The organism is Polaribacter sp. Asnod6-C07 (assembly GCF_045063625.1).
Taxonomy (GTDB): Bacteria; Bacteroidota; Bacteroidia; order Flavobacteriales; family Flavobacteriaceae; genus Polaribacter; species Polaribacter vadi_A.
Map to the genome: position 1 here is coordinate 2,803,797 of NZ_JBEFOF010000005.1, position 22,954 is coordinate 2,826,750.

11 protein-coding genes are annotated in these 22,954 nt (G+C 28.9%); 6 read left to right on the forward strand and 5 right to left on the reverse strand.

Annotation, left to right across the window (positions count from 1 at the left end):
* Both ACJJVK_RS12165 and ACJJVK_RS12170 read right to left on the reverse strand, forming a co-directional pair.
* Positions 1 to 2,565 carry a circularly permuted type 2 ATP-grasp protein gene (locus ACJJVK_RS12165; RefSeq protein WP_405566275.1) on the reverse strand — a complete coding sequence of 855 codons (2,565 nt, stop codon included), beginning with the start codon at positions 2,563 to 2,565 and terminating at the stop codon, positions 1 to 3.
* Positions 2,566 to 2,570: 5 nt separating this feature from the next.
* Entirely contained in the window at positions 2,571 to 5,918 is a 3,348-nt protein-coding gene (locus tag ACJJVK_RS12170) for a DUF2126 domain-containing protein (RefSeq protein WP_405566276.1), read from the reverse strand.
* A 247-nt stretch (positions 5,919 to 6,165) separates the two neighbouring features.
* On the opposite strand from ACJJVK_RS12170, the gene ACJJVK_RS12175 reads away from it, so the two are divergent.
* Together ACJJVK_RS12175 and ACJJVK_RS12180 are read left to right on the forward strand one after the other, a co-directional pair.
* A complete protein-coding gene (locus ACJJVK_RS12175) occupies positions 6,166 to 7,632 on the forward strand; it encodes a circularly permuted type 2 ATP-grasp protein (RefSeq protein ID WP_215995091.1) in 1,467 nt (488 codons plus the stop codon).
* Positions 7,633 to 7,641: 9 nt separating this feature from the next.
* Positions 7,642 to 8,592 carry an alpha-E domain-containing protein gene (locus tag ACJJVK_RS12180; RefSeq protein ID WP_405566278.1) on the forward strand — a complete coding sequence of 317 codons (951 nt, stop codon included), beginning with the start codon at positions 7,642 to 7,644 and terminating at the stop codon, positions 8,590 to 8,592.
* A gap of 20 nt (positions 8,593 to 8,612) precedes the next feature.
* Here ACJJVK_RS12180 and ACJJVK_RS12185 read toward each other — a convergent pair whose 3' ends face one another.
* The 3 genes from ACJJVK_RS12185 to ACJJVK_RS12195 all read right to left on the reverse strand — a co-directional run bounded on the left by ACJJVK_RS12185 (position 8,613) and on the right by ACJJVK_RS12195 (position 11,648).
* A complete protein-coding gene (locus tag ACJJVK_RS12185) occupies positions 8,613 to 8,972 on the reverse strand; it encodes a hypothetical protein (RefSeq protein ID WP_405566279.1) in 360 nt (119 codons plus the stop codon).
* Positions 8,973 to 11,045 (reverse strand): hypothetical protein, encoded by a 2,073-nt coding sequence (locus tag ACJJVK_RS12190; RefSeq protein WP_405566281.1) that lies wholly within the window; start codon positions 11,043 to 11,045, stop codon positions 8,973 to 8,975.
* A 90-nt stretch (positions 11,046 to 11,135) separates the two neighbouring features.
* The gene (locus ACJJVK_RS12195) at positions 11,136 to 11,648 is read right to left on the reverse strand and encodes a hypothetical protein (protein ID WP_405566283.1); all 513 of its coding nucleotides are present in this window, start codon (positions 11,646 to 11,648) and stop codon (positions 11,136 to 11,138) included.
* A 485-nt stretch (positions 11,649 to 12,133) separates the two neighbouring features.
* Between ACJJVK_RS12195 and ACJJVK_RS12200 the strand changes: the two genes are divergently transcribed.
* The 4 genes from ACJJVK_RS12200 to ACJJVK_RS12215 all read left to right on the forward strand — a co-directional run bounded on the left by ACJJVK_RS12200 (position 12,134) and on the right by ACJJVK_RS12215 (position 22,932).
* On the forward strand, positions 12,134 to 16,288 hold the full coding sequence (locus ACJJVK_RS12200) for a two-component regulator propeller domain-containing protein (protein WP_405566285.1): 4,155 nt from the start codon (positions 12,134 to 12,136) through the stop codon (positions 16,286 to 16,288).
* Between the two features lie 260 nt (positions 16,289 to 16,548).
* Positions 16,549 to 19,110, forward strand: a complete 2,562-nt coding sequence (locus ACJJVK_RS12205) for a T9SS type A sorting domain-containing protein (RefSeq protein ID WP_405566287.1) — start codon at positions 16,549 to 16,551, stop codon at positions 19,108 to 19,110.
* Between the two features lie 50 nt (positions 19,111 to 19,160).
* On the forward strand, positions 19,161 to 19,340 hold the full coding sequence (locus tag ACJJVK_RS12210) for a hypothetical protein (RefSeq protein WP_405566289.1): 180 nt from the start codon (positions 19,161 to 19,163) through the stop codon (positions 19,338 to 19,340).
* A gap of 559 nt (positions 19,341 to 19,899) precedes the next feature.
* Positions 19,900 to 22,932: a TonB-dependent receptor gene (locus ACJJVK_RS12215; RefSeq protein WP_405566291.1), complete on the forward strand. Its 3,033-nt coding sequence runs from the start codon at positions 19,900 to 19,902 to the stop codon at positions 22,930 to 22,932.
* Positions 22,933 to 22,954 lie beyond the last annotated feature (22 nt).

Genomic DNA, 22,954 nt, shown 5'->3' on the forward strand with positions numbered 1-22,954 from the left:
TTAAGATGTATAATTTTGATTGAATAACTGTATTTGCTCTTCTGAATGATTAAAATACATATCTGTTAAAGACATTGATGTGTCATGAATTAAATCACTTAAAGTGGCCAATAATTCTTCTAACTCTAATCTTGTAAACGAATCTTTATCAACCTTAATTAAGTTAGTTGCATTTGCTTTATCAATTAAATTACAAGCATTTAAAATTGATGATTGAACAGCAGTTAGGTTTGAGTCTTCATTTCTTTTTGGCAACCTAAAGATGTCTTTTCTTATCCTGTTTAATTGATATTTTAAAGACCTAGAATAAGATTTATCTAGTAAAATAAGGTTGATTACATTTTCTATATCTAAATATGATCTAAAACTGTATCTATAAATATTTAAACTTTCATGGCTATTTAATAGAGATTCTAAAATTTCATATTCAACATCTTCTTCATAATTAATTGTCAGTAAAGCTCTACATTTATCTATATTCATCATAGCTTGTTCCATTTGTATGCCTATAAAATAAACTAACAAGCCTTGTTCTACTAATATGCTTTCTTCAATTAAACCAATAAATGCAATTAAATTAATGATAACTGAATCTAATAGTTTTGTGATTTTTTGAATGTTGTTATAATCTTCTTTATCAAATTCTTGCCAAGTTTTTTGTAATACATCATAAACTCGCCACATGTCTTTAGACCAAAGATTTCGCAAAGAATAATAAGAATTATTGAAAGATGATAAAGAGTGAGCTAAACTACCAACTTGAGATTTATCAAAAAGTACTTTTATTATTTCTTTTAACGGTTCTTTTAGGGCTTCTTCTTTGTTTTTACCAGTAAAACCAGGGAAAATAGAAGTTAAATGCGTTATAGATTGATATAGAATCTGTAAACTTTCTGAGTCTGATTCTCGTTTATTAATCTCAGAATTAGACATTTGGTTTAATACCATTCTAATGTACCTAGCTGTAACTAAAGTTCTTGCTAAATATCTACCAGACCAAAATAAATTTTCGGCTGTATTACTAGGTATATTTCCTATACCTGATAAATTATTTGTAGTAGAATGATGCCAATGATATCTTTGACGTTTTTTGTAAGCTCTTTTTTCGCTATTTGTAATCCAAAAATCTTTACTTGTACCTCCTTTTTGATTAGAAACTTTTAAACGTTCTGTTTCTGAAGCAACTCTAACTAAACCACCAGGCATAATGCTATAGCTATTCTCTTTAGCAACAGCAAATGTTCTACACATAACCTTACGAGGTTCTAAATGTTCTTTTGCTAAATTAGGAGCTGTAGAAAAAGAAATTTTTTCTTGTGCTACATAATGATATGGTTTTGCTAAAATTTCTTTTTTTAGATCTTCTAATTCAGTTTCATTTAAAAATTCGCAGAAATAAATATGTTCTCTGTGTGTGTTGTCTATTGGCTTTACAACAAAGTTTTTTAGATTATCTAAAACGTGTTTGCGTTCTTTTTCTTGACCACACCACCAAGAAGCTATTTGGGGTAAAATTAAATCTTCTTTTAAGAAATATTTACAAATAGAATTCATAAAAGGAATTAAACCTGGGTTTTCTAAAACGCCACTTCCTATAGGATTCATAATTGCAACATTTTGCTGCCTTACTACATTTAATAAGCCTGCAACACCTAAATAAGAATTTCCATTAAGTTCTAAAGGATCTGAATATTCATCATCTACTCGTCTATAAATTACATCAACTTGTATTAAACCTTTTAAAGTTTTTATCCAAACTTTATTGTCTCTTACTACTAAATCATTTCCTTTTACTAAAGGATATCCGAAGAAAGAAGATAAGTATGCATGCTCAAAATAGGTTTCGTTATGAGGACCAGGAGTTAAAATAACAATTGTAGGATTCTCTTTATTTGATGGTGCTGCATTTATAAGTAACTCATTAAAATCTTTAATAAAATTAAATGGTTGCTTTACGTTAATTTCGTTGTAAAAATCGGGAACAACTTCACTTGTAGAAAAACGGTTTTCTAGAGAATAGCCAAGACCAGAAGGTGCTTCTGTTCTATCATTAACTACCCACATTTGTCCATTTGGTCCTCTAGCTAAATCTGCTGAATGAAATAATAATTGTTTTGCTGTTTTATATTGAATTTGATGGCAAGGTCTTAAAAAACCACGATGAGAAAATATAATTTCGTGAGGTACAATACCGTTTTTAATTAATTCTCTTTTACCATAAATATCTTTTAATACTAAATCTAATACTTTTGCACGCTGTTCTAATCCTTTTTCTATATTTTTCCATTCTTTTCTTTCAATTACAAACGGAATAATATTCAAATTCCATGGTCTATTTAAACCATTAGGATCATTATATACATTGTAGGTTACCCCATTTTCAGCAAGTAACCAATCTAAATCTTCTTGTCTTTTAGTTAATTCTTTTAATCCTAATTTAGAAAAGTTTGTCAACAATTTTTCCCAATTAGGATTTATCTCCATATTAGATTTTAAAACTTCATCATAATTTTCAAAATCTTTAAAGTAATCTTTAAAAAAAGAGGTTATTGGTGTTTTTGTCAAGTTAATTATTTTTTAAGACGCAAATCTAAGGTATTTGGATATTCTGAGTTAACAGGATATACTTTATATCTATAAATATTTGAACTTTCTTCTTCTTCAACACTTTTTTCGGTTACTCCTTTATCACTTTGCATTAATTCTTCAATATAACTTGCATCAGTTTGGGTCTCTCCAATATCCCAAAAACGGTTAATTCTTCTTGATTCTGCTTCAAAACTATTAACAGGATATGTTTCATAAGATCTACCTCCAGGATGTGCAACAAAGTATTTACAACCACCAATAGATTTTTTACTCCAAGTATCTACAATATCAAAAGCTAAAGGGGTGTCTACACCAATTGTTGGGTGTAAAGCTGAATATGGATCCCAAGCTTTGTATCTAATACCAGCAACATATTCACCTTTTTTAGTTGTTGGTTGTAATTGTACTTTTACGCCATTACAAGTTAATACATATCTTTCGTTTGTAAAATTAGATACTTTAACTTGTAAACGCTCTAAAGAAGAATCTACATAACGTGCAGTTCCACCACCTGTCATTTCTTCACCTAAAACATTCCAAGGTTCTATACCTGCTCTTAATTCTAAGTGTATATTATTAATATCTACCATCCCATGTAATGGAAATCTAAATTCAAAGAAAGGATCGAACCAATCTACTTCAAACTCATAACCTGCTTTGTTTAATTGCTCAACAATATCTTTAATATCTTCTCTTACAAAATGTTCTATTAAAAATTTATCATGTAATTCTGTACCCCATCTAACTAAGTTATGTTCGTAAGGTTTTTCCCAGAACCAAGCCACTAATGTTCTTACCAATAGCATTTGCATTAAACTCATCTGTGGATGTGGAGGCATATCAAAACCACGAAGTTCTAAAATACCTAATCTACCAGAAGAAGAATCTGGAGAATATAATTTATCTATACAAAATTCTGCTCTGTGAGTGTTACCAGTTAAATCTGTTAGTAAATGTCTAAATAAACGATCTGTTAACCAAAAAGGTACTTCACCACCTTTTGGTATTTGGCTAAAAGCAATTTCTAACTCGTATAAGTTTTCCATTCTAGCTTCATCTATTCTAGGAGCTTGACTTGTAGCACCTACAAATGCACCAGAAAATAAATAAGATAATCCTGGGTGATGCTGCCAAAATGTTAGTAAACTTCTTAATAAGCTAGGTTTTCTTAATAATGGGCTATCAGAAGGTTTAAAGCCACCTAAAGTTACATGGTTTCCACCTCCAGTTCCTGTGTGTTTACCATCAATCATAAACTTCTCTGTTCCTAAACGAGATTTTTTAGCTTCAGCATATAGGGTTAAGGTATTGTTTACTAATTCTCCCCAACTTTTCATTGGGTGTACATTTATTTCAATTACACCTGGATCTGGTGTAATTTTCATAGATTGTAATCTATTGTCATGTGGTGGGTTATATCCTTCTAAAATAACAGGAATATTTAATTCTTGTGCTGTTGCTTCTATAGATGCAATTAAGTCTAAGAAAGCATCTGCAGATTCTAAAGGCGGTAAAAACAGATATAATTTACCATCTCTAATTTCTGAACAAATTGCAGTTTTTACAAAATATTTTGGTTTATCTGTATTAATACCTTTTGCAATAAACTTTTTATGTCTTTTACTTACCTTAGTTTTAAAATTAGGTAAAGGTTTACGCTCTTTAAATAAATCTGGTTCGTATACAGGGAATACTCCATATTCTGGTTTTACTATTAAAGATTTAATAGGTAATCTTAAACCAATAGGAGAAGTACCTGGAGTTAATAATAAATTTTTTCTTCTAAAAGACCATTTGCTAGAAAACCATTCATCTTCATGATTGTTTAATGGTAAAACATAACCAACAGGTTTATGAGTTCCTTGCGCTAAAATATCTGCAAGTCTATTTCTTACTAAATCATCGCTATCTTTTTTACTGATATCAATATCTACAGGTAATTTACCTTCTTCCCAAAGCAAATAAAAAGCATCTTCGAAAGTTGGTGTTATATTTTGATTGGATATGCTTAAATATCTAGTTAAAGTAGTTAAAAATCGAATATCTGCATCTTCTGGAACAATTGGATTAGGTGCAAATGATGATAATAAATCTTGATTATACCAAATAGGCTTTCTATCAATTCTCCAATACAATTGAATTTCCCATCTTGGTAATGGTTCTCCTGGATACCATTTTCCTTGTGCATGATGTAACATTCCACGAATTCCAATTTTGTCCATTAACCTTTTGGTTAAATTATTGGCTAATCTACGTTTATGTGGGCCATCTGCATCAGTGTTCCATTCAGGAGACTCCATATCATCTATTGAAACAAAGGTAGGTTCACCACCCATTGTTAAACGAACATCTCCTTCTTCTAATTGTTTTTCTACTTTATAACCTAATTTTTCTATGGCTTTCCATTGTTCTGTAGTGTATGGTTTTGTAACTCTTGGAGACTCTAATATTCTAGTTACAGAATTATCAAACTCAAACTCTGTTTCAATTTTTTCATTTGACATAATTCCTCCTGTAACTGCTGCAGCACTTTTATAGTGAGGAGTACAAGATAAAGGTATATGGCCTTCACCTACTAATAAACCAGAGGTAGAGTCAAAACCAATCCAACCAGCACCTGGAATATAAACTTCTGTCCAAGCATGTAAATCTGTAAAATCTTGTTCAGGTCCAGATGGGCCATCTAAAGATTTTTCATCTGCTTTTAGTTGTACAATATAACCCGAAACAAACCTTGCACCAAAGCCTAAATGTCTCATTACTTGTACAAATAACCAAGAATAATCTCTACAAGAACCTGTTTTACAAGTTAAAGTTTCTTCAGATGATTGTACACCCGGTTCTAAACGGATGTTGTATTTTAAATATTCGTAAATTTTTCTATTTACATCAATTAGAAAATATATTGTTTTTCTTGGTGTATAATCTATGGTTTTTAAAAAGTCTTGTAGTATTTCACTGTCTTCATTAACTTCTAAATAAGGCGCTAATTCTTTTTTTGTAATCTCATCATACTTAAAAGGGTATTCTTCTGCATCATCTTCTACAAAAAAGTCAAAAGGGTTTATGGTCTTTAAATCTGCAATGATTTCTACTGCGATAGACAATTCTTTTGTTTTTTCTGGAAAAACAACTCTTGCCTGATAATTACCAAAAGGATCTTGTTGCCAGTTAAAAAAATGATTTTCTGGTTTTATTTTTAATGAATAAGATTCTATGGGTGTTCTAGAATGAGGTGCAGGTCTCAATCTAAAAATATGTGGAGAAAGCTTTACAGAACGATCGTATTTATATGTTGTTTTGTGTGATATTACAATTTTTAATGCCATAAATGCCTTTTTAAAATTATTTTGGTTTAAGCGAACGTTAATTTAACGAAACTACTACAATTTAACTACAAATATCAAAAAATTAATTCGACTTTTTGTTGATTATTGTATTTTTAATAAAAACAAAGTTTTGATAAATTAAAACTAAGCTTTTTGTAAAATTAGTTAAAATAATTTAACATAAATCGTAAATTTAGGTATATATTTATGTTTTATTTTATTAAATTTACCAAAAAAAGGACTCAATTTGAAAGCACCAACTAGTTTACCAATTTTTTCTTCTTATGAATTTGATTCAAGATTTTATGACGAAATTTTTACAAAAAATAATGAAGTAAGAGAAGTATATCAAACACTTTTTAACTTATTTAGCGAGTACTCTGTAGATGACTTTGTAAATTTAAATGACAAAGCAAAAGATGCTTTTTTTAATCAAGGTATTACATTTCAGGTATATAGTGATCAAGAAACAAAAGAGAAAATATTTCCTTTTGATTTATTTCCTAGAATTATAGGAAATGATGAATGGACAAAAATAGAAAAAGGAGCGTTACAACGTAGCAAGGCTTTAAATCTTTTTTTATGGGATTTATATCATGATCAAAAAATAATTAAACAAGGTATTGTACCAATAGAATTAATAAATTCATCTGCAAACTATTTAAAGCAAATGCATGGCTTTAATCCTCCTGGAGGTGTATATAACCATATTTCTGGTACAGATTTAATAAAACATTTAGATGGAGAATATTATGTATTAGAAGATAATATTAGATGCCCTTCTGGTGTTAGTTACGTTGTAGGTAATAGATCTGCATTAAAGAGAACATTATTTGGGGTTTTTAATCATTATAAATCTTTTAATGTTTCTGATTATGGAGAAAATTTATTAGAAGTTATAGAATCTGTAAAACCTAAAGGGGTAGATTTACCTAAATGTGTTGTTTTAACACCTGGTGTTTATAATTCTGCATATTATGAACATTCTTTTTTAGCAAAACAAATGGGAGTTGAGCTTGTTGAAGGGCGAGATTTATTCATAGAAAACGACTTTGTTTATATGAAAACTATTAAAGGGTTAGAAAGGGTAGATGTTATTTATAGAAGAGTAGATGATGAATTTATAGATCCTTTAGAGTTTAAAAAAGATTCATTATTAGGGGTGCCAGGTTTGTTTAAATGTTATATGAAAGGTAAAGTAAATCTAGTTAATGCACCAGGAACTGGTGTTGCAGATGATAAAGCTATTTATACGTATATGCCTCAAATTATAAAATATTATTTAGATGAAGAACCAATTTTAAATAATGTACATACTTATCATTGTAGTAGACCAGATGAATTGAAATATGTTTTAGAAAATGTAGATAAATTGGTTGTGAAACCTGTAGATGAATCTGGAGGATATGGAATATCTATTGGTAATAAATTAACCAAAGAAGAAATTGAAAAAGTAAAAGAAACCATTAAAGAAAGCCCAAGAAAATATATTGCACAACCTATTATGTCGCTTTCTACACATGCAACTTATATAGAAGAAGAAAATTCTTTTGAACCAAGGCATGTAGATTTAAGAACTTTTACTTTATTAGGTAAAGATGTAGATTTTGTCTTAAAAGGTGGTTTAACAAGAGTAGCATTAAAAAGAGGGAATTTAGTTGTAAATTCATCACAAGGAGGAGGATCTAAAGATACTTGGGTATTAAAAAAATAAAACTATTTTATGTTAGCAAGAGTAGCCAATAATTTATTTTGGATGGGACGTTATATAGAACGTTCTGAGCATTTAGCAAGGTATATGAATGTCAATTATTTTTCATCATTAGATGCACCTAATGATATTTCTCAATCAAGACAATTTGTACTGCGTTCTATGTTGTTTGTAGCAGATGAAGAAGAATTAAAAGAGAGTAAAGAATTAGAAGAGCAAGATGTGCTTTTTGATATTGGTTTAAATCCAGAAAAGTCTTTCTCTATAGTTTCTGCTATTAATAATGCACAACAAAATGCAAATGGAGCTAGAGATTTAATATCTACAGAGCTTTATGAGTCTATTAATACTTTAAAAAGAACTGTAAATAATTACGATAAAAACCGATTTGTAAAAAATAGTTTATTCGATTTTACAACAATGATAACTGCAAATGTTGCTTCTCTAAGAACTAAAATTAGAGGTACTTTATTACACGATGAAGTTTATGCAATTATAATGTTGGGTATTTATATAGAAAGAGCAAACCAAGTAATTAGAATTATAAATTCTAAATATAATGATGCGTTAATAGAAAAAGTAAATTTTGGTAGTTCACTAACCAAAAGTTATGAATGGACAACTTTATTAAAGTGTGTAGAATCTTATGATATGATGCGTAGATATTATAGAAAAGTACCTACAAGCCATACAGTTTTAGACTTCTTAATTTTAAATCCACACTGTCCAAGATCTATTATGAACTCTTTAAACTGTATACAAAGTTATATCTGTTACTTGTCTAAAGACGAAATGCCACACAAAGATTCTGCTGCTTTTTTAATAGGTAAATTAAAATACGAGCATGAATATAAAACCATAGAAGATGTGCAGGGAGATTTAAAAGGATTTATAGAAAAATTAGTAGATGATTTATCTTTAGTGGGTGAAAAAATGGATAATGATTATTTTTCATTATACTAAGTAACTTACTAACAATACAATTAATTTAAAACTGTTTTAGAATCTTTAATTCTAAAACAGTTTTCTGTTCCTAAGAATTTCGGATTTCCAAATTCTTCAGACCAAAATCCCTCCAAAATATCTTTACTTATACATTTATAGACTACAGTACCATAATATACTGAGTTTTCATCACCTTGATAATTAAAGTTGATGACCAAAATGTTCTTATTAAAAAAACCTATCCCAAATTGCTCTTGACTTTTATTGATGAGCCACTTTGCAACAATCCTATTTTTATCATCTAAACTAAGCGTTAATTCGCCTTTGTAGGTTTCTTTTGATTCATTTTGATTAGAACCAAGGATAGAAAACTTACCTAAAATATCTTCTATTTTCATCTATTTTATAATTTCTACAAACAAATCTCTTCTGTCATTTATATTATGATAAAAGTCTTCCTTTTTCATTCCACTAGATATAGAAACAATTTCATTTTTATAATTTTCAAAAATTATTTGAGGATATCCTTTTGTAGCAATTGTATAGTAAGATTGTGTATCTCTATTGTAAATAGTTGCTATTTTTTTGTGTTCGCTATCAGCTTCAAAAGACCAACTAGGGTCATTATTTGTACCATAAATAAGTTTCCCATTTAAACTAACGTTTGATGCGAAATTAGGCTGACTAAAAGATGTTATCGAAGAAAAGTCGTTACCAGAATATATTTTTTTTTCTTTAAAGTTGATGATATAATTATCTGCGAAATTATAGTATGCATTTCTTTCTTTATTTTGTTTTAGAGGTACAGGAACTAATTTTAATTTTATTAATAATCCATAATTGTCAATACTAAATACAAAACTATTTGGTTCGTTATAATGGCCTATTATTAATTGATTATCTTTAATTTCTAAAATTTTATAATCATAACCAGACTGATAGTTAGTGAAATGTATGTTTTTATCAACTAATGTTAAAACATCATTATTTCTTGAATACGTATAAATATAGTTGTCTTCTATAAAAACATAATATCCTGAAGATGAATAAATAAAATCATCAATAGAAAATAATTCCTTAGGTTCTAAGCTGTATTTGAATTCTAAACTATTAGCATCATACACATCTAGAGCTCCACTTTGATCCACAAAAATTTCATCACCATAAACAGTAGTAGAAAACTTTATTGGTATATAATTAGAGTAATTTATATTTTTAGTAGAAACAGCTTCAATTTTATTAGTTTCGTAATTATAATTATAAATTCTTGAAGGATCTGTTGTGTTAGAATTATAACCATATAAATAGATATTAGGTTTGTTAGGGTTTATTTCATAAGAAATTATATGTGTTAAATCTAAAATTTCATCTCTTTTAAAATCTACTTCCCAAGCAGTTGTATAACCATCATTTGTATCATAGGTTTTGTTTCCAAAAATATCATAAACGTGAATTGAATAATAAGGTTTTTCTAAATAGGGTGGGTTTTCATCAATAAAAGTAGTTGTATTTTTATCTGTAATTTTAGTAACAATTACATTTTGTTCTCCAAAAGCACTAATGTTTGGTGCGTAGTTAGCGTAAGAAATTTCGTAGTGCGAAAAATAAGGCATTTCACTTTTTGCCCATTGTAAACTAATTGTATTATTTACTGCTATTGGCTCTAATAAATTAACAGGTGTTGCAACTAGAGTATGAGTGTTTAAAGTCTGTAAATCACTTTCACCTAATAGACCAGTTTGTATTTTTACTTTTAGATAGTAACATAAATGCACTTCATTTACAGGTAAAATATCTCTAAAAATAGTTGTATTAGGGTCTGTAATTGTTTCAACTAAAACAGCATTATTTTTAGAACAAAAATCTACAGAACTTGCACTTCTGTATATTTCATAAGCAACAAAAGGTTCTGAACCAGTATATGGAGCCCAATTATAACTTATATAATTGTTAGATGTAGCTGAGGTGTTTCTTGAAAAAGTATCAGAAATATTGTCTATTTCTTTTGGTACATAAGGTTTTAAATATGCAGTAATTATGTCTAATTCCCCATCTTCATCTACATCTAATTTAGTTTTAAAAATAAATTCAGAACTGGTTAACTTGGTTACTACAATTTCTTCTGTTTCATTAAAATTATTTGATAGTGTAATTATTCCTTTAGATAAACTCCAGTTTAAAGTATTTCTTAAAGCAGTGCAATTAGAATCTTCAAATAAAACTTCTTCATAAACTCCATTTTCTTTAAAAACGCTATAATTTCTACCACAATCTTGGTAATCTATAGGAACCTGTATTGTTTGTCCATCAAATTTTAAACTGTAAATAGACCAAATACCTATTAAATTATTTGTAGTTACAGATGCATCTGCATTAGAATAAAAATCTGTATAAAAATCATATTCATCTTCTTGAGAACAAGAGGATAATAAACTTATAATTAATAATAAAAATGGGAATTTAAATTTCATAACAATGTATAAAGCGACTATTTAACTTCTTAAAAAGAAGTTTTAAAAATAGTCTTTTTAAATTGCAGATAAAAAATAAAAATCTAATTATTAAAATCGTTTACCAATACCAATACCTATAGACCAAGTACCAAAGTTATTAGAACGATAATCGTAAAAAACAGTAGGGGCAACATCCCAATGATTACCAAATTCAATTTCGTATTCTAAACCTGTTCTAATAATAAATAAATCTTCATTTTTTTCAAACTCAATACCAGTTCCAAAAACTAAAATCCATTCTTTGTGAAATTTCCAAAGAGCATCTAAAGTTAAAACTACAGGAAACTCCTTTTCTATAAAAATCTGATGTTCTTTTTCAATTTCGAAAGTTTCTAATTCTAGATCGTTATGGAAACCAAATCCCCATTTTTTATTAAACCAATATTCTACATCTAAACCAATAGAAGGTACAATTACGGTTTTATCTCCATCATTTGTAGCCATTGGAATGTAAGTATGACTAAGCACTGGACTAATTCTAAAATGTTTAAAATGTTCTTCTTGTGCAGCTAACTTTATGGAGCTTAATAAGATTACTAAAACTAGAATGTTTTTTTTCAAAATAATTTAATTTTATATTAATTCTAACACAAAATTAAGAGCAAGTTTTTTAAAAAAATATGATAAATGTTAACTCTTAATAAAGAAAATAGATTAGAAAAAATAAGTGTAAACTTTCTGATACAATATAAAATTTTCCTTTATTTAAAAGTCGCTACAAGTTATTAATTAGAGTTTTTTTTCTTTTAGTTGATTTTGTCAAGTAAAAGAAAAACTATAAACTTTATTTATAATTACATTTTATATTTTTTTACATATATCTCCTTGACTTGTTATTTTAATAACGAAAAATTCAGGAGATTTGGTTGTAAATAATGTGGCTAATAATAGGGTTAAATTTACAGATGCTCATACTTCATCATCATTATGTACAACTAAGTTGTGGAATTTTAACAGACAGTTACTTAGTTTAAAATTGATCAAATTCTATGATATAATGTTAAAAAATTTCTTTTTTTTTAAGAAAAATAAATTAAATTTGAAATATGAAGAAATATTTAAGACTTCTATATATTTCCAACTTCTTACTATTTAATATTTTTATAATATCAGGACAAAATTTCGAGAGGTTTTCCAATAAAGAAGGTTTTTACCAAAATACTATAAATTCCATTGCTCAAGACAAATATGGATTTTTATGGTTTGGAACACCAAACGGATTGATTAAATACGATGGGTATGAATTTGCAACTTATTCTGCTCAATCTAACACAGATGGAACTATTTCTAGTAATAATATAACCACCTTACACAAAGAATCTAATGGTGTATTATGGATTGGTACTAATGTAGGAGTAAATGTATATATTCCTTGGCTCGAAAGATTTTATACAGTTCCAATTCTTTCTAAAATAGAAGTTAGTCAAATAATTTCTGACCCAAATGGACAAGGAGTTTGGTTTTCAGGAGAAAACCATTTGTACCATTGTAAATTAAAAGATATAGAAAAAGGTGTTTTCAACGTTTCTGAAAATCTACTAATAGACGCTACTAATATCTTAACTATAAAAGATTTTAGTTTTATTAATAAAAAAGAGCTAATCTTAGCTACCAATTCTGGGATAAAAAAAATAAAATTAGAACAAGACACTTCAACTTATACTTTTAAGGTAAAATCAATTTTAAATTTTGACAACTTTGACAATACCTTTATTCATGTCGTAAAAAAGCTAGGAAACATTTTTTGGATTGGAACCGATAACGGCTTGTATAAAACCACTCTAATAGAAAATAAGTTATTAATAATTGATGTTATTGATTATATTGATGGAGCAAAAAAAACGAACCCTCCTTTGTCTATTAATTCTGTATTTGAAGATAATAATGGTGATGTATGGATTGGAACAAAAAAGAATGGTTTATTAAAATATTCAGACAAAGAAAGCCAAATATTAAATTATAGATACAATCCAAAAAATGAATTTGGATTAACTAGTAATTATATCAATACTATTTTTCAAGATAATTATGGAGTTTTATGGATTGGTACAGCTCAAGGTGCTATTAATAAATTAGATATTTCCCAAAAACAATTTATAAATTACTCTAAAAATCCCTATGATAAGTTTGCCTTAACAGATAACTTGATAACATCTATATTAGAAGATAACACAGGTAGACTTTGGCTATCTTTTTTTAATAATAAGGATTTATTAAGAAGCACAAAAAAAATTAACGAGAAACAAATTTATAATCTTAAGTTTGAAAGTGTTAAAAATAAAATTCCTTTTCCATTTAATAATACAATTAGATGTATTTATGAAGATGATAAAGGGTTTATTTGGTTTGGAGCCGATTTTAATTTGTTTGTTTATAATCCATCAAATGAAAGTTTTAAAAAAGTAGATTTAAAAAAGGATGATGAGATTCTGGAGAAGCAAGGCTATAGAGATATTCTTCAGTTAGATGAAAACAATATTGTATTTGTAGGACGTAAAATTTCTGTAATCGAAAATCCTTGGTCAAGAATTAAAAAACAACAATCTCCAGAATTAGAAGTTAAATCATTTATAAATTTATATGAAAGAACATTTTGCCACACTGTAATTAAGGATACTAAAAATAGAATTTGGATTGGTACTAATAAAGGGTTATTATATGGTTCTTTTATTGACGGTGAATTAGTTGTAAACGGAAAGCTATCTGATGAAAAAACAACTGAATTAAAGTTAAGTAATTCCAACGTGTTTTCGTTATATACAGATAATAAAAACCATGTTTGGGCAGGTACATTTGGTGGTGGATTAAATAAAATTACGACTAATACCTCAGGAATTCCTGAGAAAATAGAATATTACAGAAAGAAAGATGTACTCCCAGATGATGCAATATATGGTATTTTAGAAGAGAATGATAAGTATTGTTGGTTGAGTACAGACATGGGGTTGGTAAAGTTTAATATGAAAACTAATACAACAAATGTTTTTGATGTTAGAGATGGTTTGGCACAAAACAATTTTAGGCAAGGCGCTTACTTTAAAGGTAATTCAGGTTATTATTACTATGGAGGACTAAATGGATTAACCATTTTTAAGCCAGAAAATATAGAGCAAAATAATACACCTCCTAAAATAATAATCACGGCTTTATTTATTAATAATAAGGAAGTAAAAATAGGTGAAAAATTAAATAAGGAAACCATACTTAAAAAATCAATTTCTGAAACAGAAAGTATTTCTGTAAGTCAAAATGAACAAACCATTGCATTTCAATTGGTTGTTGATCATACATCAACACCTTCAAAAAATAAATTAGCATATAAATTAGAAGGTTTTAATAATGATTGGATTGAGTCTGAAAGTGGTAAAACTACCATAAGTTATACAAATCTTTCTTCTGGAGATTACACATTACAAATAAAAGCTGCTAATGGAGATGGTATTTGGAACTCAGAAATAAAAAAAATAAAACTTAAAATTTTACCACCTTGGTATCGAACTTTTTGGAGTTATTTATTGTTTACTATAGTTGTAGTATTAATAGTTGTAGGGATAATGATATATCTTATCAAACATGAAAAGTTAAAACAAAAACTGATTTATGAAAAATTAGATAAGGAGAGAATAGATACAATCAATCAAGGTAAATTTCGTTATTTCACAAATATTTCCCATGAATTTAGAACGCCTTTAACCCTTATAGCTAGTCCTTTAGAGCAGGTTATAAATATTAATAAAGACGAAGCTCAATCAAAATACTTAGCAATTATTCAAAAAAACACAAAAAGGTTATTAAGTTTGGCAGATCAATTAATAACGTTTCGTCAAGCAGAACAAGGATTTATCAGTTTAAATCTAAATAAAATTACACTTGGAAATTTTATTTATCCAGCAACAGAAGCCTTTGAGAATTATGCGATTGAAAAAAACATAAACTTCTTTTATAAAGTTAGTTCACCTAATGAAGAAATTATAATAGATGTTGGAAAAATAGAGCGTATACTCTTTAATCTTTTATCAAATTCTTTTAAAAATACACCTCCAAATGGTAATATTAGCATAGAAGCTGATATTATAACTACAGAAAACGGTAAACAGATAAAAATAGATGTTATAGACACAGGTAAAGGAATTCCTGCAAAAGATTTAGATAATATTTTTGAACGTTTTTATCAATTAGGAAATAATAAAGAGAACAATAGTGGAGGAGGGATTGGTTTGGCCTTTTGTAAGTCTTTAGTAGAACTTTTTAAAGGTGAAATTAAGGTGAAAAGTCAACCAAATGTTGAAACAAAATTTTCAATTATAATCCCATCAACAACGAATAATGAACAAAATATTTCTGAAATAGATATAACTAATAAATCTTATATTAAAGACTGGGTACCTTTACCAAGTGAGTATAAACAAGAAATTATAGAAAATGAAAAGGAAAGTGAAAAAAACAAGCATACTATTCTTATTGTAGAAGATGAAGAGGATCTTCAAATATTTTTAAGAAATTTCCTTTCTAATAGCTATAATATATTAATGGCAAAAAATGGACTTGAAGCATTAGAACGCATTAAATTACAAGAACCAGACTTAGTTGTTAGTGATGTAATGATGCCAATAATGGATGGTTTTGCTTTATGCGAACAAATTAAAATAAATCCAGAAACCTGTCATATTCCTGTATTACTTTTAACGGCACTTGGTGATGATGAAAATTTAATAAAAGGTTTAGAGTTTGGTGCAGAAGAATATATTAGCAAACCCTTTTCATTAAAACATTTAGCAATTCGAGCAGAGAGACTTATACAAAATAGTATAAAACTTAAAAAACATTTTTCTAAAAATAGTTCTATACCTAAAGGAGATATTGAAATGTCTGCAAGAGATAAAGAATTTTTAAGTAATATAATTACCGCTATTGAAAAAAATATTTCTGATTCAAGTTTTGGGGTAGAAGAATTATCAAAAGAAATAGGATTGAGTACGTCTTATTTTTATAAACGCTTAAAACTACTTACAGGTCAGGTACCAAATGTGTATTTAAGAAACTTTAGACTACAGCGTGCTGCAGATTTATTAAAAAGCAATAAAGGTTTTAATGTAACCGAAGTTATGTATCAAATAGGCATTGAATCACCTTCCCATTTTTCTACTTCATTTAAAAAATTACTCGGTGTTTCTCCTTCTGAATATTTGAAGAAGAAATAAACATCACTTCCCTTAAAATTCATAATTAACTATATTTCAGGTATTTATTTTTTAAAAATCGATTTGAGAAAGAAAAAAATCGATTAGAGAAAAGAGTCATAGGTGTAGCAATATTAATTTTACCCCAAATTAATTAAAGACTATTTACATTTATGAAAAAAACTATTTTACCACTTTCCTTTAGAAAAGAAAAACTTACGCTTTTAGATTTAAAAACGACTAACAAAAAATAACCACTATTTTTTTAAAAAACATTAATTATGAAAAAAACACTATTTACATTTCTATTTTTAGCAAGCTCAATAATAAGTTATGGGCAATTGTACGATGTACATGATTTAGACGATTGTAGATCATTATCTTACCTTTCCAGCGCAAATGGAGCGACTTATACAGCCTCAACAACAAACCCAGATGCAGGAGACACTGATAATCCAAACGTATCTTTAATAACTTCAAATGCTAGTAATAGCCAAGTAAGACTAAGTTTACCCTATACATTGGCTGATGGTTTTGAATTAGAATGGAGTATACGTATATATTCAGCATCTAATACCAACACTGGTTCTGTGTCTTTAAGGATATATAATTCAGGTACAGGTTTGGCAGGAAGTAACACTGTTATTCTTACACCATCTGGAACACGAACTGCAGGTTCTTGGACAACTATTTCAGGTACTACAACCTTAACAACTACAAATAATGTTGCAACTTTTAATACTTTAAACATTTTACCATCTTTAGATGCATCAGCTTTTGAAGACTTGTATATAGATGATATACAGTTTAATGTTAACCCAGCTACGCCAATAACTGATGATACAGCAGATTTAGCTTCTGGTAATGCTTGGTTGTACGACAATAGACCATCCAATACAAAAACAACGGTTTCTGGTGATAATTTGGTGACTATTGAAGAAAATGTGGCAACACCCTCTACAGATGGTAATGCATCTACTACAGTGTTAAAAGTTACAAGAGGTAGTAATAAGTTCGGATTTTTTAAATTTAATCATGAAACATTGTCTGCTAAGCCATCAGGAACTGTGAGTTTTAGAGTATATCCAGAATGTATAAATACAGGTAGTGTAACACCATCAGTTCAATATCGTATAAGAAATAATGCTAATAATGAAGGTTATCAATCAGCTAATCAATCTTTAACTGCAAATCAATGGAATGAAGTGACAATTAATTACTCTGCTATGACTGCATTTTCTGGTGGGTCTTCATCTTTAGATGAGTCGTTAATTTATTTTAATTTTAATGATGCTAGTGCAGATTTAGATGGTGCAGTTATGTATATAGATGCAGTACAATTCCCTGCTTTATCTGCTACTTGGGATGGAAGTGAAAGTACAGATTGGGCTAATGGAGACAATTGGGATATAGGTTCAGTACCAAATTCTACTTATAATGTTTCAATACCTTCAGGACAAAACCCTGTTATTAGTGGTTCTACAGGAGTAAGTGTAAATAATTTAACAGTTGATGGTGCAGGCTCTTTAACTGTAAATTCAGGTGGTTCATTAATTGTAAATGGAACTTCTACTGGTAATATTACTTATAATAGAACAATAAGTACAACAAATTGGTATACAATTGCTTCTCCAGTTGTTGGGCAAGGTGAAGATGATTTTGCAACTGCTTCAGGTCTTGCAATAAGTGTAGATAATGCACCTAACCAAGGTTTGGCTTCTTATAATACAGTAGATAATACTTGGTCTTATTATGATGGTACTGCAAGTGCAAATACACTTACAAATGGTAAAGGTTATTCAATAAAATTGGCTGCTTCAGGAAGTATATCTTATACTGGTTCAGTGCTTACAGATGATTTAACACCTATTACCCTTACAACAACAGGAGATGGTTTCAATCTTGCAGGTAACCCATACACATCTTATGTGAACAGTGCAACAATGCTAACAACAAATACTGAATCATTAGATTCACAAACTATTTGGGTTTGGAATCAAGGATCAGGTGATTATGATCCTATTGTTACTGTTGATAATTTTCAAATTGCTCCAGGACAAGGTTTTTTTGTAAAATCTGATGGAGCTGCAGGTACACTTGCTATTAACGAAGATTTCCAAAGTATTCAAGGGTCAGATACTTTTCAAAAAGGAGGAGATAAATCTGAAATTCATTTAAATCTTTCAGATGGTACTACTCAGAAATTAGCTAAAGTATATTATATAGATGGTGCATCAACTGGTTTTGATAACGGTTTTGATGGTCCAATGTTTAGTGGTGTAAGTAATACTTTTGCAATCTTTACCAAAGCATTAAATGGTGAAGGAAGAGATTTAGGTATTCAATCTTTACCAAATGATAATTATGAAGGAATGGTTATACCTGTTGGTGTAAATGCTTTGGCTGGAAAAGAAATTACTTTTTCTGCAACTGCTTTAAATTTACCTTCAGGAATAAAGGTTATCCTTGAAGATAGAGTAAAAAATGTATTTACTGATTTAAGTGAAACAAGTTATAAAGTTACTTTAGAAGAAGAGGTTGATGGCATTGGTAGATTTTATTTACATACTTCTGCTAAATCTGTGTTGAGTGTAGATGATACTATTGCTTTAGATGGTATTAGTATATTTAAAACAAATAGTTCTACATTAAGAGTTGCTGGTTTACAGCAAGGTAATGCTAGTGTTAAATTATATAATATTCTTGGTAAACAAGTTTTAAGTAGCTCTTTTGTTACAAGTGGTGTTAAAGATATTGCTTTGTCAAAATTAGCAAAAGGGATGTATATTGTTCAGCTTCAAACAGAAACGGGTACGTTGAATAAAAAAATTATTATGGAATAATTTTTTAAATAATATATACTTAATAATTACAACTTATAAAAAATAACATCATGAATAAAAATATAGATAACAATAATAAAGAACAAGACATTACTCGTAAAGACGCAATTAAAAAAATAGGAAACTATAGTAAATATGCAGCTTTAACTGCTCTTGGTACATATATGATTTTAAACCCACAGAAAGCCCAAGCAGCATCAGAACCTGCTGATCCTGGGTCTGGGTTTTAATGTAGTTTTTCCAATAGTAAACTTAAAATAATGAAAGAGACTGTCTGAAAAGGCAGTCTCTTTTTTGTACTTATTAAATTGTACTTATATGTATTTAAGTTATTATTTACTATTGGTGCTTTGTAATTCTTAGTAAGAAATAGAATTTAATTATTTGTTTAGTTAAGTAAGGTGAGAATATAGAAACAGAACATGAAGTTTTCAATCGTAATTTGATAACAATTTGCAAAAACAACAACAACAATTATTTTCGATGATAAGGCTAATTATGAAGTAATAATTTTGGTTATAAATACTTTGATTTTTAAAATAAAAACCTCGATTTGTTAAACTTAATTGCTAAAATAAATAGCAATAATTTTTAATTAAGTTGTGATTTTTAATTAAAATAGGAATTAGAATGTAATTTTAAAAATCTGTTAATCAAGTAATTATATTGTGTATTTATGTAATGATTGAAATAAGAAAGAATAATACCGATTTGAGTAAGCTAACTTTTTAGTTTTTGTATTTTTTTGTTATCAAATATTTAATCAATTAAAAACTAAATTTAACGATTATGAAAAAAATCAGACTAAACAAAATCTTGTTTATGTTATGTATGTTACAAGGGCTTTTTGCTTTTTCTCAAGAAAAACAAATTTCCGGTAAAGTATTAGACGAAACAAGTCAACCTATTATTGGTGTTTCAGTTTTTGCAGTAGGAACTTCTACAGGAACAACTACAGACATTGATGGGAACTATAAAATTAGTGTTCCAGGTAGTGCAACTACACTTAGATTTTCTTATTTAGGATATCAAACCTTAGATAAAGCTATTGGTGAACAGTCTACAATTAATATTATATTAAAAGAAAGTTCTGCGCAATTAGATGAAATCATTATTACTGGTTTTAGAGGTGCTGAGCAAAGAGCAATTGCAGTAAAAAGAAAAGCTGCAAGTATTGTAGAAGCTATTACTCCAGAAGATATTGGAAATTATTCTGATGAAAACATTGCAGATGCTTTACAACGTGTACCTGGTCTTCAGGTAGAACGTGATGATTCTGGTAATGGTGGAGGAGACCGAGTTTCTGTAAGAGGTGTTGGTCCTCAATTTGTAAAAATTACCGTTAATGGTAGAACACCACTTTCTGCAGGTAATGAAGGTATAGATGGGTTAAGACAATTTAATTTAGATGTTCTACCAACAGAAGTTGTGGGAGGTGCAATGGTGTATAAATCATCAGAAGCTCATCTTGTTGAGCCAGGTTTAGGTGGTGCTGTAGATTTTCAAACGATAAAACCACTTTCTTTACGTTATGGAGATAAAAATCATTATTTAGCAATTAATGCACGTGGAGATGTAAATGATTACGGAGACAACAGTGCGTTTAGACCTCGTGTAAGTGCTATTTTTGGTATAAAATCAAAAAATGAAAAAGTTGGTTTCATGTTATCTTCAATAACTAGTAATTCAAAAAGAGCATTTGATTCTTATAATATGGGGTATCTTTCAAGAAATATAAATGAAGATACAGATGGAGATGGTACAGCAGATATATCTCATACAGGTGTTTTATCTCCTGGATTAACTAGATATAATCCAGTTCGTAATACAGTAGACAGAAGTGGTATTTCAGCAGCATTTCAATGGAAAATTAATGAAAAATTAGAGTTAAATGCAGATGTTTTATACACTTCGTTTGATAACCGTTCTACACGTAATCAATTTAGATTATTTCCTCAATTAGAAACAAATAATGTAACATTTCCTTCAGCAGATTTAAATATTGATGAAAACAATGTATTAAGAGGTTTTAATACTCAAAATTCTAGTAATCCAGTTGCTAGAACCGCAAATGTGCCTACACAATATGATAATTTCCAGACAAGTTTTATGACTGGATTAAATTTAAAATGGGAAAAAGATAATTGGAAAATTACAGGAGATTTATCACTTTCTAATATAGATTTTGATCAAAGACTTACTTTAACCCAATCTTGGTTTAATGTGCCTTCATTAAGCTATGATGGTACAGGTGATTTGGCTGTTTTTAATTTTGATCAAGCAGCATCTACAGATATTGCAAATGCAAACCCAAGAGACTATGCTTTTTTAAGAGATATTATGCTAAAAGGAAATAATCATGCTGCACGAATTGATTTTGAAAATACAATTAATGATAAATTAAAACTGCGATTTGGTGGGCGTTATAGTGCAACAAATTTAGATAGTAGACAAGCGCAATTAGCAGGTGCAGGTCAATCTTGGGAAGCAAACTACCTAGATCCTGAATATTATTACAATACTTATGTTACTGGAGTATCTAGTTCAGATTTTGCTGCAGGTAGAAATATTGGTAACAACAGTTTTTTAATGATCAACCAAGAGTTATTAAGAGCAAACAACCCAGATGTATTTAATAGAACTGCAGGTTCTTCATTTGAAGGAGATTTATTTAGTGTTACAAATGGAGATCTTCCATTACTTACTCAAAACTCTTGGGATTTAGATGAAAAAACAACTTCTGTTTATGGGCAGTTAGATTTTAAATCTAAATTTGCTGGTGTTCCAGTTTCTGGAAATGTTGGGGTAAGAGCTGTAAATTGGCAAGTAGAAGGGCGTGCATTTTCTACAATTACACTAACTGATCCATCTGATACTATAGGTCCAGAAAATTTTGCAGGAGTACCAACAACTTCATCTTCATCTAGATGGGATGTTTTACCTTCTTTAAATTTAAACTTTGCATTGAAAGATAATTTTAATTTACGTTTCTCGGCTGTAAACACAGTTTCTAGACCAGATTACTTAGATTTAAGACCAACAAATACACTTAGTTATATTAATCCAGACTCTCCAGATGCAGGTTCTCAAAACGGAACAGCTACATTGTCTAACACTAACTTAAAACCATTTAGTAGCTGGCAATTTGATGCTACAGGTGAGTGGTATAATAAAGCTGGTGGAGCTTTTGTATTAAGTGGTTTTTATAAATTGATAAACGATTTTATAATAGATGAAACAACGTTTGGTTCTCAATTATCTGACTTTGGTGATGTTAATTTTGATGCTAGCCCATCAGGACTTGATGGTCAGTTATTTGATGCAACAACTCCAGTGAATTTTACAGGAGTACAATTGTATGGGTTTGAGGCAGGTTTTAGACAGCCATTAAGCTTTATTGGAGATGCATTTAGAAACTTTGGAGTACAAGCAAATTATACTTATGTAGATAGTAAATTTGATGAAGAAATAAACGATATTGATAATAGTTTCCCTGGTTCATCTAAACATAACTTAAACTCTGTTTTATATTATGATGGTAGCGTTTTTGGTGTTCGTGTAGCATATAATACCAGAAGTAGTTTTCTTAGAAACATAGGTGGTGGAAGTGATATTCGTTCAAATGTAACATACACAGATGGTTTTGATAGATTAGATATTCGTGCCAACTATGAGGTAACCAAAAAGTTACAATTATCAGCAAGTGTTCAAAATCTTACTGCGAGTGATAGAAGAGATTATATAAACAATGATCCTTCTTTATTTACACAATTAACTAGACAAGGAGCTGTATATACAGTAGGAGCTAGGTATAAATTATAATTTACCAAAAGTCTACTCTAAT

Bases quoted from the DNA above. Each gene is read 5' to 3' on its own strand.
- ACJJVK_RS12170 (WP_405566276.1), bottom strand. From the start codon at position 5,918: ATGGCATTAAAAATTGTAATATCACACAAAACAACATATAAATACGAT.
- ACJJVK_RS12180 (WP_405566278.1), top strand. From the start codon at position 7,642: ATGTTAGCAAGAGTAGCCAATAATTTATTTTGGATGGGACGTTATATA.
- ACJJVK_RS12185 (WP_405566279.1), bottom strand. From the start codon at position 8,972: ATGAAAATAGAAGATATTTTAGGTAAGTTTTCTATCCTTGGTTCTAAT.
- ACJJVK_RS12190 (WP_405566281.1), bottom strand. From the start codon at position 11,045: ATGAAATTTAAATTCCCATTTTTATTATTAATTATAAGTTTATTATCC.
- ACJJVK_RS12200 (WP_405566285.1), top strand. From the start codon at position 12,134: ATGAAGAAATATTTAAGACTTCTATATATTTCCAACTTCTTACTATTT.
- ACJJVK_RS12205 (WP_405566287.1), top strand. From the start codon at position 16,549: ATGAAAAAAACACTATTTACATTTCTATTTTTAGCAAGCTCAATAATA.
- ACJJVK_RS12210 (WP_405566289.1), top strand. From the start codon at position 19,161: ATGAATAAAAATATAGATAACAATAATAAAGAACAAGACATTACTCGT.
- ACJJVK_RS12215 (WP_405566291.1), top strand. From the start codon at position 19,900: ATGAAAAAAATCAGACTAAACAAAATCTTGTTTATGTTATGTATGTTA.